Source organism: Yersinia sp. Marseille-Q5920 (genome assembly GCF_946902935.1).
GTDB classification, from domain to species: Bacteria; Pseudomonadota; Gammaproteobacteria; order Enterobacterales; family Enterobacteriaceae; genus Yersinia; species Yersinia rochesterensis.
In genome coordinates, this window is sequence record NZ_CAMPQA010000009.1 from 132049 (window position 1) to 144959 (window position 12911).

Genomic DNA, 12911 nt, shown 5'->3' on the forward strand with positions numbered 1-12911 from the left:
TATCATGAATTTTACCAAAATTGCACAAACTGGCTTACAGGCGGCTCAAGCCGGTCTCTCTGCGGCTGCAATGAACTTATCTAATGTGAATACGCCGGGTTATAGCCGCCAGCGAGCTGAACAAAGTGCGGTTAGCACCGGCGGAAATAATGCTTACAGCGCCGGTAATGGGGTTAATGTCGATGCTTTTAAACGTTTATCTGAACAGTATTTGGTGAGCGAAGGGTGGAAAGCGAGTAGTAATCATCAATATTTTAGCGCCTCTCAAAATGCTCTTAGCAAACTGGAGCATTCACTGGGTGATAAAGAAACTGGTTTAGCGGCGGGGATGCGAGCATTCTTTAATAGTCTGTCATTAGGATCAAATAACCCGTCTTCACCTGCTTATCGTGAACAAGTGGTGAATGAAGCTAAATCGCTGGCGCTGAATTTTAATTATTTTCATCAATCTGCTCAGGAGCAGAAACAGGTTATTGCTACTCAGAGAACCGCGATAATTAGCCAAGTTAATGGGTTAACCCAGAGTATTAACGAATATAACCAAAAAATTGTAAAGCTGGGTTCTGATGGGACCAATACTAACGTATTACAAGATCAGCGCGATCAACTCGTCAATAAATTAAGCGAAATGGTAGATATTAACGTAACCAAAGGGGCTGATGGTGGTTATAATATCTCGATGAAAAACGGTTTGCCCTTAATTAATGGGCAGACAGTAGCCACATTAGCGTTAAATACTGGCAGTGCACAGCCACAGATTGATATCCATTTTGCTGGTAATAGTACGAAAATAAATATGTCTTGCGGTGCTAGCCTCGGTTCTATTAATAATTATGAGCAAGGTTTGTTAAAAGAGACTGAAAGTATTGTACAAGGAATGGCGCAGTTATTAACCACAGAGGTTAATACCCAGTTAGCTGCTGGCTATGATTTAGGGGGGGTGGCAGGTAGTGCATTATTTTCATTTGATGCTTCCAATCCGGCTGGAATGTTATCTGTTACTGATATTAAACCAAGCGAATTAGGTTTTTCGGATAATGCCACTAATGTGGGAAATGCGACTAACCTACATGCATTATTAGCATTGAAAGATAAATCAATCACTATTTCTGGTATCGGACAAACCAGTTTTTCAGATGCCAATACGGCATTGGTTGGAAAAGTTGCCTTTGCCAGTAGTGATAATAAGCAGTCAATTACACAGACTAAAAATGTACTGAATAGCGTGATATTAAATCGCGATAGCTTAAGTGGTGTGGATAGCGATGAAGAAGGAAACAATATTTTAGAGTACAGCAAAGCGTATCGGGCAAATATGAAAGTAATTTCTATCGGTGAGCAGCTTTTCTCTGACTTTCTGGCGCTAATGCGCTGAATATAAAAATATTGACTTAAAATAGGGATAAGTAATGAGAGTCACTAATGCAAGTCTGTCCAGAATAATGATGGACAGTATGGTAAATCGTACGGTTGAATATGCAAAACTAAATGAGCAGCTAACCAGCGGTAAGCGGGTTAATAAAATATCAGATGATCCTGTTGCCAGTATGCAATTGGTTCAATTAGAAAACTCAAAATCAGATGTCAGCCAATATAAAACTAATGTTTTCCGTTTGTCCGGGAATTATTCTGTACAAAAAGCAAGCTTGAATTCTTTAGATAAACAATTGCTGGTGGTGCGTGATAAAATGTTGGCCGCCAAAAATGGTAATCATTCTGCAACAGAGTCTGCGACATTTGGCCGTGAAATAAATTTGTTACTTGATGGGATGATGTCTGATCTCAATACTAAAAACTCCGAAGGGAATTATTTATTTTCTGGGACTAAAAGTAATATTAAGCCTATTGAGTATGACAGCACAACGCAAAAATATACTTTCAATGGTAACAATGAGCGACGCGATGCAGTAGTGGGTAATGGTATAACCTTACAAGAAAATACTGATCTGAGTAGCTCACTTTCAACGTCTGCGAATGATTTAGAGATATTGACTAATTTGAAAAAGTTGGCCAATAAAATGATTGATTCGAGTATTACACCGGCTACTTATAACCAGGAAATTAGCACTAATCTGACGGCCATCGAAACTGCGGCTAAAAAGATTGGCGGTATGTTAACTGAGTTAGGCGCTAAAAAAAATCGTCTTGAACACCTGTCTAATCTTCATGATGACGTGGAAATTGTGAATGCTAATCTGGAAAATGATTTGGCGGGAATTGACATATTTCAGGTTAATGCTGCTATGCAAAGTAATTTTTTATCAACAAAAATTGCCCATAGTATGCAAGCAAAAATAAGTCAGTTATCCCTTTTTAACTATATTTAGGCTAGGAATTTATGCAGGTAAGATCCTCCAGTGTTAGTCCCGGCGTTACCGCTGGGCTAGCGGTTAATAAACGCATTGGCGTTGAACAATCTCAGCAGATAAAGCCGCTAAAGCCGCGGGTCACACCGGCTGCTTTTCCAGAGTCTGGCTACCTTTCGACAGAACCTTTGCGTTACAACGTGCAACTTAATAGCCAATTAACCAGTTTGCAGCAGGCGGATCACTATTTATTAGCGACTGAACGTCAATTGTCAGAGCTTCAACAGGCTATTAGTCATAATCCTAAGGCGATTAAGCAGCAGTCGCTGAAATTATTATCCTGGTTGGAACAAAGAGAAATTGCCTCAGGTGATACAATTGATCGACAGCTCAATATATCCTTAGAAGAAAGCCCAAAAGTTAATTTTACCTTTAAGCAGGCCAATAAGCTGTTGCTGGCGTCAGAGGATGAGACTTTGTTGTTTTCATTAGCCGATGCTGCCAATAGTGTTGTAGCGGTCAAACTTATTGGGCAAAGTTCAGCTAAACACAAAATACTGCAACTCAATAAAGGGTTAGGGCGCTTGGGTATTCACGGTAAACTTGATAATGACGGCCAATTGGCATTCCAGACTGATGAGAAACACTGGCAACGATTAAGCCAGAATTTGACTGTGCGCGGAGAAAGTTCGCATTATCCAGCAGACAAATTCCAATCTGTTGAATTACAGGCCGAGAGTGTATTGGCGGATAAGGTAAAAGAGATTATCGGTCAGCCGTTTATAGCTAAAGAATACATTGAAGATCTACAACAGACATTAACACATATTACTGGCGAATTGCGCCAACTGAATAAATTCAAGAATAATGCTCGTGAACGGGTGGCAGGAATGGCCGGTATTATCCAACCTAACAGTGCAATATCTATTGCGGAGCGATTGGCACACAAACAATTTTCCGAGCGCCCATCTTATGCAACACTATCACATAGTGGTCAAGGCTATCTTCATAGTGCCATTGTCAAAAACTTATTTGTAAAATAATTTTTATTTAACAATAGTAGCCAACATACATGCGGCTTAAAGTATGACGGATATAGGGGAAATTAATCTTTCCCCTTTGTCATATTACTTTCATCCAGAAATATTCCACTCAATCCGTAAAGCAATGGCTGACCGGCTACTGTCATCGGTGTCATAAAAATATTGTTATGGGTCATATAGTCCATAAAACCATCAATCATGCGCCCTGATGTGGGGTTGTTATAGAATATCGGCGTATATTTGAAATTCACTTGTTGGTTCTTCGCCGCTTCTACGGTGAATTTCCCCTTAAAAATAAATCTATTATCATTGGGGTTGGTGATTGTACTGATCACTGCGCCATGGGTTGATGTAATACGGACATCGTAGATCTCTTTTTTATGGGATAACAGATCATAGAACCCCATTTGCATCTCACTATGAGGATTGATGGAGATATCATCAATATGGGTAAGCGCCAATGCAGTAAATGACACACCACACATCAGCAAAATAGGGCTAATTTTAGCAGGCAGGTATTTCATTTATTTTTCTCTCTGTTTCATCATAGATAACGTTATTCAACAAATTGTCGTCTTGCCGCCAATGGTAAATCGTCATATTAAGCTGTTTTTTATCACATTGCGTTTCAACTGAAATAGTGTAATCCAGCCGCCGCAGGGATATATGGTAATAAATAGTCAAATGTGCATTTTTAATTTTAAGGTCTTTATCGATTCTATACAGCGTATCTTTTAGCCGGATATACAGATTGTCGGCATTTTGCTTATCAAAACGGCTGTCATCAATCTGAAACATCCTGATATTGCTATAAGTTCCTTGCTCTTGTTCTGTTGCTTGATAAGTTGCGGCACTCTGCCCTTGAAAGGTTAAATAGAGTGCTATGCAGCAGCCAATAGTGATAATCGCCAGTAAACCGAATAGCTTTTTAGTTTTTTTTGCTGTTCCGGGGGGCTGGGTAGAATTTGTTGTCAGTATTGCAATCGGAGGGGAAACCAGTGGTAACTCGGTGGCAACTTTTTCTGGTGATTCGCTATCTGTACTTAAGAGTTGATGATGAGATAAACCGGCACCCTCTGCTGATGAATTATTCATTTCTTGCGGCGTTTCACGATTTTCTGCCACAGTCTTAAGTAAGGTTTGATCGGCATTCTCGGAAAGATTGTGATTAACCATTAATGGGTCATCAGCGATTTCAACATCACTTAACGCGGGGAGGGCTTCATCTTCTTCAATAATTTCACAGTAAGTTGCGTCTAATAAATAACCGATTTTAGGGATGGTTTGAATAATACGCTGCTGCTTTTTATCATCCCCCAAGGCGACACGCAAAGTGTGGACGGCATTCGGTAAACTATTATTGCCAATAACCCGGCGTTTCCAGACTAAATTGGTCAGTTCATCCCGCGAGAGAATTTGCCCGGAATGTTGCAGTAGCACACTTAGCAGCTTAACTTGATATTCGCCCAGGCGCTTTTGCTCACCGGTTTCCTGATGACTGATAAAACCGGATGAGAGGTCAATAGACCATTTATTAACAATATATTGGCACTTTTTCATTTTAATGTTCGCAGGAATAATCTGAGGAAGCAGATGACCATTATAAAGTTAAGGTTATTTGGTCATTAACGATAAATAGCATACCAAAATCTACCTAGAGTAAAAATTTTTATCCGTATAGTACTGATCTCAATTAAAATATTTGTGTAGGATGCTGCCGTACTATCAAATTTATTATCTTAACCCCCCGATTAAACTGGAGCGCATCATATAAAATTACGTGTTTATGAGCAAGACAAACAAAATGAGGCAATATCGGAATTGTAGCGAATTGAATAATTTAATGACCAATATTGAATAAATAGTCATAAAAAAAGGATATTAATTTAATTTTAAAATTAATAGTGTCGTCTAATCTGCGCGTGTCAATATTAGCCTTTTACCTTGCCAATATAATTTCATTTCACTATTTTATCTTTTTTAATTTCATATTTAATTTTACAGGTGACGGTGACGCTTTTCTCAGATACCGGCAGGGAGCTAATAGGTAGCTCTCGCCAAATAGAGAAAATTATCATGGGAATCACCGTACGCGACCAATCACAAGCTTTTATCGCCGCGAAAGCACTGAACAGATCACAGAGCATGTACAACCAGTCTACCAGCCAATTGTCCACTGGCCTGCGTATTTTGAGTGCTAAAGATGATGCGGCGGGTTCACAAATTGCTGCTGGCCTGAATGCGGCTATCACTGGCCAGAATGTGGCACTGCGTAACAACTCACAAAGCTCTGCGATGCTGGAAGCGGCTAACGGCGCACTGGCCGGTTCCGACGGTATCCTGAACCGTATGAAAGAATTGGCAACCCAGGCAGCGAACGCCACCAATGGTGCTCAAGACCGTGCCGCACTGAATGCAGAATTTAAGTCACTGGGCGAAGAATTGAAGTCTACGCTAGAGAAATCTACTTTTGGTGACGGCACCCTGTTTGCCAGCGGTGGTAAATTAGATGGCAAACTGACCTTCCAGACCGGTGCCAGCGCTACTGATGTGATCGAAATTGATCTTTCAGCAGGCGTGAAAGGTTTGATGGAGACCGTAGCCGGTAAAGCGACAGTCGCGAATTCGGCAGGTACAGTTACAGAGAAAGCACTCGACGGTTTTGAGAAAGCTCTTGCTACTGCGACAGGAAAAGTACGGCCACATAAAAATGATATGGACATAGCGGCAGCAGAATATAAGAAAAAATTTGATGCTGAACTGGTTAAAGCGCTTGCGACTGCGCTCGGTACTGGTACTGCACTTCCGACTGCTGCGCAAACCAAAGCGGCAGAAGCTGCCGCTCACACGGCAATTGCGTCGGAAGAGACATCGCTTACACATACTACCGAATCTGAAGCACATTTTGCTGGTTTGTCACCCGTAGTAGTTGTCACTGCTGGTAGCAAGGTGACGATGAAGGATTTTAAAGAATATCAAGCGTTTGCAGAAAGTGAAATTAATAAGGAGGTTTCTAAGGCTGAATTTGATCTGAAAAACTTTAAGGAGACTGACCCTAACTATCGCGCCGGTGGGATTGAATCCCTTAAGTTGGATACTCTGGATGATGCCCAAGAAGCCATTACTACGCTAACCAAAGCCATTGGTAGCTACAGTTCAGTCACCGCATCACTGGCGGCAGGGATTAACCGTCTGGGTTATTCCAGCGACAACCTGACCAATATGCGTGATGGCAATATGGCTGCTAAAGATTCCATTATGAATGCGGATGCTGTTGCCGCTTCGACTGCACAAAACACCGCAATGTTGCTGATGCAAAGCGGGATTAAAGCACTGTCAAAAAATACCCAAATGGGTCAGATGGTTGCACAGTTGTTCTAATCATTTTTGCTCCTCAAAAATACCGCTGCTATGGCGGTATTTTTTTGGCCGCAATTTGCTTCCTCTTGAGGATAGTAAGGAAGAAACCCTTCCTTGATGAAAATAATATCCATATAAATCAATTAAATAAATGTTGGCACGACTATTGCTAAACTGTAGGTAGTTGAGGGTATTAACCGCTCTATCCTGAAGTGGGTTGCATAAAACAAATTATCGGGGAAACGCAAATGGGAATTGATGTAGATGCATTGAGCAAACAGGTTACCCAAGGTCTGTTCGCCAAAAGAAAAGAAAAACAGCATAAGCTGGAGCAGCAATTAAAAACGCAGCAAGCGGCATTGGATAAACAAAAATCGGGCTTAAGTACTTTTCGTGATGCATTAAAGGATTTAAGTAAAGTCGAAGAAGGTTTACTGAAAAATAAAGCCAGCACCAGCATTAAAGAAGTGGCCACCATTAGTGCCAATGAAAAAGCGCTCAAAGGCAGTTATTCGTTTTTTGTGGAGAAACTGGCCAGCGCCCATCAACTGGCCTATACCGGCCTGACCGATGACAAGGTTAAAACTGAGCAGAGCCCACTGGAGTTAACCGTCAATGGTAAATCTTTTAGTGTTGCACTGAAGGACGTTGATACCCTGGCAGATTTGGCTCATGCCATTAGTCATGCGAATGATAACCCCGGTGTCACCGCCTCGGTGGTGCGCAGTAATGGTCAGCAGATATTATTACTGACCAGTGATAAAAGCGGTGCCGCGAATAAAATAGAATTTGACGGCTCTCGCCCGGCTATTTTTAGCACCGCAAACCAACAAGAACTTTCCCTCGCCGAGGATTCCGTAGTTTATATCGGCGACCCATCGAAAGGTCTGAAAATAGAAAGTAGCAGTAACACCTTGGATAAAGTCATTGATGGTGTGACCCTTGAGCTGGTTAAAGTGCAAAAGGTGGGTGACCCCCTGCTGGAAGTGAAAATTGAAGTCGAACCGGCGCAAACAGAAACGCAAATCAAGAAATTTATCGATGCTTTTAATGGCGCTAAATCTGCCGTCAGTTCAAATAATAATAGCGATTCATTATCCACCGCGTTAAAGCAAAATTTAAATAGCCTGGTCGGCAAACTCTATGGCGGCAAAACCCTTGGCATGATTGGGGTGTCATTTGACCGTAATGGTGATTTGAAGTTAGACAGCAAAAAATTAACAGAAGTACTGAAGACCTCACCAACACTAATAACTGACTTGATGAGCGGCCCCGATGGACTAATTAATAAGCTGGATAAAGCGTTAGACCCTTATTTAAATGCCAGTGACGGTTCGTTAAAAGTGCGTTCAGAGATGTTGGCAATGCGCAAAACATCACTGGAAAGAACCAAGGAAGGGTTAGAAAACAGTTATGCGCGAGCATTAAAAACCAATCTACTCAAATTTAATCGCTTGAATGAAATGATGGATAAGATGCAAAGCACCATGGATATGTTTGATCAGCAGGCGAGATTTTAATGTTATTGGATCAGAACTTTCATGATTATCAGTCAGCGGATATTGGTATCCAAACGGCAGCAGCCACATCACAGCAATTAGTATTAATTATGTTCAATGGCTTAATGGACGAGTTAGTTCGGGCCAGAGGACATATTGCAGCTAAACGTTATGAGCATAAGGCCAAAAGCATTAATAAATGTATTGATGTATTAAATGCACTGACCGGTTCATTGGATTTTACTCATGGCGGGGAACTCGCCAAGAGTACGGCCAGCTTATATAGCCACTGCGTTTATCGGTTATATGACGCCAGCATAAAAATGTCCTTGGAATATATTGATGAAGTGGAAAAGATATTAGTCACTCTGCGTTCAGGCTGGGAAGCAAACAAGGAGAGCTAATGAATGATTTATTGTTAATTAATGAGTGTATCGCCACCTTAGACTTGGCGATTGGGCAACAAGATTGGGAGCAAATAGAGGCCGTAGATAGCCGAGTTATTCAGTGGTTGGCACAACGGTCTGAGAATTCGTTCTCACTGGAACAGCAATCGGCGATGCAGTGCTTAAAGGAAATGTATCAACGGGCATATGAATGCTGTGGTCTGCAAAAGCATCAGTTAAAGGATGAAATAGCCCGCCAGAGAGCAGCACAAGTGGGCATCACCGCCTACGCCACCATGGCGATTTCCGCTTATGAAGATATGGCACAACAAGAGGAGACAAGGTGATTACATTAACCGGCTTTGCTCAGGCGGGTAGCCAACTGGCAGCGGATGTAGGGAATGCTCCCATTGCGGGCAATGCAGAAGAGGGCGGTACTGATCATTTGGTAGGTTTTGATGAGGTATTGTCACAAGCATGGGTACCCCATCAACCGATTTCGTTACGGCCGTCAGTAGTGATGGATTTGATCACGAAATTTGATAGCAATTTGAGAGCGGATGATGCGGCTATGCTGTCGCCGACTGATGAACAGAACCAGCAATTGCTTGATGTATTGCTGCAATTTCATGGGCAGAACTTGCCGGTACAAACTGCACCACTGGCGGTTATTACACCTTTTGGACCTGCGGCTGATAGCCAACAGATAACTGATCAACTTGCAGCAGATAAATCATCACCACTGATGAATCTGCTGAAATTGATTAGCCCACGATTGGATATTACGGCTCAACCGGCAGTGCCAGTAGGGGAAAGTTTGCTTCTTAATCGGATTATGCCAGAGGGAATCAGTGCGGTTATCCCCACAATTCTGAGTCATATTACTAATAACAGTGCTGAAGTGGCCGCTCCTCGGGTGGAGAGTCAACTGACATTAGTGGCTAACCAGAAAGAGTGGCCGCAACAGTTACATAATGCGCTCGGTGAGCGCCTGCAAATGCAGATTGAGGATAAAGTACGACATGCCACTATTCGGTTAGATCCACCGCATATGGGTAAAATTGATATATCAGTGCATATGGAAGGAGGAAAATTACAGGTTCATATTAATGCAAGTCAGGGGGATGTTTATCGGGCATTGCAGCAGAGCTGCGCCGAGTTACGGCAAACATTAACTGGGCAAAATAGTGCTGCTGTAGAGGTACAGATATCGGCGAACAGTCAGCAACAGCAACGACAGCAGCAGAACCAGAACCAGCCGCCGCATACCGATATTTTGGCAGCAGGTCATATTGAGGTTCAAACGAACATGAGTGCCGACGATGGTACGCTCCTCATCACCGTATAAAGGATTATAAATGAACACCCAGAAAAAAACATTTTCAATGAAAGTGTGGGGCTTGTTATTGTTAATTGCATTGGTTGCCGTGGCAGTAATATATCATGATGTCATTTGGGAAAAATTAAACAATAAACCCATTGCTATCAGTAAATCGTTTATACGTGGTAATAAATCAGTTCAATTTGTTGAGATTAAGAACATGATTATCACGCTAAAAGATATCAAAGCCGAGCGCTACCTACAGCTGGAATTAGGTGTGGCAACGGGGGATGATAATGATATTAAGAAAGTTATCGCAATGGTGCCAGTCATTCAATCGGCTACAGTGAACTTACTTTCTCATATGGATTATCAAGCCGTGCGTAATACCTCTATTGTCGATTTACGTCGCCAGTTGATGAATGAATATAAAAAAGACTTTGAAAAATTAAATGCGCCAATGCCATTTGATGATGTGGTGATTAGCCGAATGGTCTTCCAATAATCAATATGGCAATAATAGATACTAATGATAATTTAGCACTGACTCCTGCAGAGGAAGGGAAATATCTGGAAGCGTATTTGCCGCTGGTAAAACGTATTGTCAGACAACTTTCATTTCAGGCCGACAGTGTTATCAGCAAGGAGGATATGCAGCAAATTGCATTGATGGGGCTATTAGAGGCATTACGCCGCTATGGTCACCCTGATGGGCAATTTGCTGCCTATGCTGTCCATCGAATTCGTGGTGCGGTGCTGGATCAATTGCGAGAACATGACTGGCGGCCGCGCCGGTTAAGGCAAAAAACGCACAAGACTAATGAGGCAATACGACAATTGGCCAAGCGATTGGGCCATGAACCGAGCTTTGAGGAAATAGCGGCCGAGCTGCAACTAACAGCGGAGGAATATCAAGAATACCTGCTTTTGGAAAGTGCCAGCGGCATGGAGAGTTTGGACGAAATACTGTCATTAGACACGCCGACTGATGCGTTACAGAGCAGAGAGTTAGAAGAAAGTATTATTATTGAAGATAATCTGAACCATGCTATTGCGTCACTTGAGAAGCGAGAGCAAATGATTCTGCATCTTTATTATCAACAAGAAATGAGTATGAAAGAGATTGCTCAGGTCTTAGATCTCACTGAAGCACGAATTTGTCAGCTAAATAAAAAACTAGTTCAAAAAATTAAATCATTTTTTTAAATTATCGAGGGTGTTATGCAGAAATTATTTGGTCTGCTGGTCATTATGATCTGTGTGATTGGCGGCTATATTATGTCAGGCGGAATATTATCTTCCTTCTGGCAGCCTGGGGAAATTATTATTATTTTTGGTTCCGGAATTGGTGCCATGATATTGGCGAATCCAGGTTATGTATTAAAAGAAATGTGGTATCAAATTGTTGCAGTAACACGCAAAAGTGAATATACCGCTGAGTTTCAGAAACAATTATTAATGCTGCTCTATGAATTGTTGGAAATGGTCGACGAAGGGGGATTGAAACGTCTTGATGAACATATTGAAGTTCCGGCGAATAGCCCGTTATTCCAGCGCTATCCGCTTATTTTACATGATCATCATTTAGTGACTTTTATCTCCGATAATTTCCGCTTAATGGCGATGGGGAAAATTAACCAATACGAACTGGAAGGAATCTTACAGCAGGAGTTATCCGCCGTAGAAGATGAACTGCTGGTTCCCTCACGTTCCTTTCACCGCACCGCAGAAGCCATGCCCGGCTTTGGTATTTGTGCTGCGGTATTAGGCATTATTATCACCATGCAGTCGATTGATGGTTCGATTGCATTGATTGGTATCAAAGTGGCGGCGGCTTTGATTGGCACCTTCCTCGGGGTGTTTATCTGTTATTGCCTGATGGACCCGATGGCTAATGCCATGGAGCAAGAGATGAAAAAGAAGCTGGCATTCTTTGAATGTGTGCGCATAGTGCTGGTCAGTCATGTGGCGGGTAAACCTTCGTTATTGGCGGTAGATGCAGGTCGCAAGATGCTGCCATTAGACAGCAAACCCACTTTTGCCACCTTGGATTCCTGGATTAACAAGTTGATGATGGCAGGCGCGTAATGAGAAGTCATGCCAGAGACGGGCAAACCACCATAATTAGACGCGCGGCCAGAAAAAAACACAGTAGCGGGCATTCTGGCGCATGGAAAGTGGCTTTTGCCGACTTTACCTTAGCGATGATGGCGCTGTTTATGGTGCTATGGATTGTCGGGGTGGTATCGGAGGAAGAGCGGCAAGAAATTGTCGCGCAACTGAATGGGCAAACCATCTTTTCGCAGCAATCCTTTATTTCTATTCCCTCTAAAAGCAAAAGTGGCGGCGGCAAGTTCTCTAACAGCATTGATGGCAAGGAACAAGCGAAAGAAACCAAAAGCAATTTGGCCGTCGAAGTGCCGGAGCCCGAACTGTCTTTGGAAGATGTGGTGGATAAATCACGTAAAGAAATGGAAGAGTTATCCCGCATCATTATGCAAATTACTTCCGCCTACGATGCGCAATCTAACTTGCAAATGGAAGTGGTGCCACAAGGGCTGCGTATTTTGATTCAGGATGATAAACAGCGCGATATGTTCCAGCGCAGCAGTGCGGTATTGACCCCATTCTTTGGCCGGTTACTGGCAGAGTTAGCTCCGGCATTTAATGAGATGGACAATAAAATCATTATTACCGGCCATACCGATGCTTCCCGCTATCGTGATCAAGTGATGTACAACAACTGGAATCTGTCTGGTGAGCGGGCGTTGATGGCCCATAAGGCATTAGTAAAAGGTGGGTTAACTGAGGGGCGAGTATTGCAAATTAATGCCATGGCAGATCAGATGCTACTGGACCCGGCAGAACCCCTTGCGGCAAGAAACCGCCGTATTGAAATTATGGTATTAACCAAAACGGCTTCAGACACCTTATATCAATTCTTTGGCAACCACGGAGAGAATGTAGTGAAGCCTGCAGCAAAGAAAGCGGGCTAG

14 protein-coding genes are annotated in these 12911 nt (G+C 42.5%); 12 read left to right on the forward strand and 2 right to left on the reverse strand.

Annotated elements, in window-relative coordinates; all coding sequences use genetic code 11:
- Positions 1–4 precede the first annotated feature (4 nt).
- The 3 genes from flgK to OVO64_RS14240 are packed head-to-tail and all read left to right on the forward strand — an operon-like array spanning position 5 to position 3349.
- Positions 5–1375, forward strand: a complete 1371-nt coding sequence (gene flgK / locus OVO64_RS14230) for a flagellar hook-associated protein FlgK (RefSeq protein WP_145586688.1) — start codon at positions 5–7, stop codon at positions 1373–1375.
- Positions 1376–1409: 34 nt separating this feature from the next.
- Positions 1410–2327, forward strand: coding sequence for a flagellin (locus OVO64_RS14235; protein ID WP_145586690.1), 918 nt, complete (start codon positions 1410–1412; stop codon positions 2325–2327).
- 11 nt (positions 2328–2338) lie between these two features.
- Complete coding sequence (locus OVO64_RS14240; protein ID WP_145586691.1) at positions 2339–3349, forward strand: hypothetical protein; 1011 nt, start codon at positions 2339–2341, stop codon at positions 3347–3349.
- A 62-nt stretch (positions 3350–3411) separates the two neighbouring features.
- Here the strand turns inward: OVO64_RS14240 and OVO64_RS14245 are convergent, their stop codons facing one another.
- Together OVO64_RS14245 and OVO64_RS14250 are read right to left on the reverse strand one after the other, a co-directional pair.
- Complete coding sequence (locus OVO64_RS14245) at positions 3412–3873, reverse strand: hypothetical protein (protein ID WP_145510089.1); 462 nt, start codon at positions 3871–3873, stop codon at positions 3412–3414.
- Positions 3854–4909, reverse strand: a complete 1056-nt coding sequence (locus OVO64_RS14250; protein ID WP_145586693.1) for a winged helix-turn-helix domain-containing protein — start codon at positions 4907–4909, stop codon at positions 3854–3856. The genes OVO64_RS14245 and OVO64_RS14250 overlap by 20 nt, the downstream gene beginning before the upstream one ends.
- Positions 4910–5425: 516 nt before the next feature.
- On the opposite strand from OVO64_RS14250, the gene OVO64_RS14255 reads away from it, so the two are divergent.
- From OVO64_RS14255 to lafU, 9 genes are all read left to right on the forward strand, one after another.
- On the forward strand, positions 5426–6730 hold the full coding sequence (locus OVO64_RS14255; protein WP_267248848.1) for a flagellin: 1305 nt from the start codon (positions 5426–5428) through the stop codon (positions 6728–6730).
- Between the two features lie 227 nt (positions 6731–6957).
- Complete coding sequence (gene fliD, locus OVO64_RS14260) at positions 6958–8229, forward strand: flagellar filament capping protein FliD (RefSeq protein WP_267248849.1); 1272 nt, start codon at positions 6958–6960, stop codon at positions 8227–8229.
- Positions 8229–8612, forward strand: a complete 384-nt coding sequence (gene fliS / locus OVO64_RS14265; protein WP_032819579.1) for a flagellar export chaperone FliS — start codon at positions 8229–8231, stop codon at positions 8610–8612. The genes fliD and fliS overlap by 1 nt, the downstream gene beginning before the upstream one ends.
- The gene (locus OVO64_RS14270) at positions 8612–8941 is read left to right on the forward strand and encodes a hypothetical protein (protein ID WP_049561234.1); all 330 of its coding nucleotides are present in this window, start codon (positions 8612–8614) and stop codon (positions 8939–8941) included. Before fliS ends, OVO64_RS14270 begins: the two co-directional genes overlap by 1 nt.
- On the forward strand, positions 8938–9942 hold the full coding sequence (locus tag OVO64_RS14275; RefSeq protein WP_267248850.1) for a flagellar hook-length control protein FliK: 1005 nt from the start codon (positions 8938–8940) through the stop codon (positions 9940–9942). Before OVO64_RS14270 ends, OVO64_RS14275 begins: the two co-directional genes overlap by 4 nt.
- 10 nt (positions 9943–9952) lie before the next feature.
- On the forward strand, positions 9953–10420 hold the full coding sequence (locus OVO64_RS14280; protein WP_087795666.1) for a flagellar basal body-associated FliL family protein: 468 nt from the start codon (positions 9953–9955) through the stop codon (positions 10418–10420).
- A 5-nt stretch (positions 10421–10425) separates the two neighbouring features.
- Positions 10426–11121: a FliA/WhiG family RNA polymerase sigma factor gene (locus OVO64_RS14285; protein WP_145586701.1), complete on the forward strand. Its 696-nt coding sequence runs from the start codon at positions 10426–10428 to the stop codon at positions 11119–11121.
- A 15-nt stretch (positions 11122–11136) separates the two neighbouring features.
- A complete protein-coding gene (gene motA / locus OVO64_RS14290) occupies positions 11137–12003 on the forward strand; it encodes a flagellar motor stator protein MotA (protein ID WP_145510096.1) in 867 nt (288 codons plus the stop codon).
- Positions 12003–12911: a putative lateral flagellar export/assembly protein LafU gene (gene lafU / locus OVO64_RS14295; protein WP_049561216.1), complete on the forward strand. Its 909-nt coding sequence runs from the start codon at positions 12003–12005 to the stop codon at positions 12909–12911. The genes motA and lafU overlap by 1 nt, the downstream gene beginning before the upstream one ends.